The sequence below is a fragment of the Bacillus sp. SIMBA_026 genome (genome assembly GCF_046535335.1).
Lineage (GTDB): Bacteria > Bacillota > Bacilli > Bacillales > Bacillaceae > Bacillus > Bacillus velezensis.
Genome location: NZ_JAWRWX010000526.1, coordinates 1 through 231, shown reverse-complemented (window position 1 = coordinate 231; position 231 = coordinate 1). Strand labels below are relative to the sequence as shown.

Sequence of the window (231 nt, the reverse complement as noted above, 5' to 3'; positions counted from 1 at the left end):
CTGCGCCCGAGATGCTGTGGACGCACCACGGTAGAGCCCTCCGCATGGCGGGACGCAATCACCGCTGCCGCCCCGTCCTCGAGGAGGGACATCGTCTGGGTGAGGGTTTCCAAAGGAGTAGCGAGGTCTGCGTCAAAGAAGCCGGTAAACCTGGACGTTCCGCTCAGTAGGCCACGCCGGACAGCAGCTCCCTTTCCCTGCAGGGAGCAGCCCACCAAGGAGATAGGCACC

The 231-nt window shown here is 64.5% G+C and carries 1 protein-coding gene; it reads right to left on the bottom strand.

The genetic code is table 11. From position 1 onward, the window contains the following. The coding region (locus SB847_RS22410; RefSeq protein WP_410578978.1) for a glycosyltransferase at nucleotides 1–215 on the bottom strand (215 nt) is incomplete at its 3' end. Nucleotides 216–231: the final 16 nt, after the last annotated feature.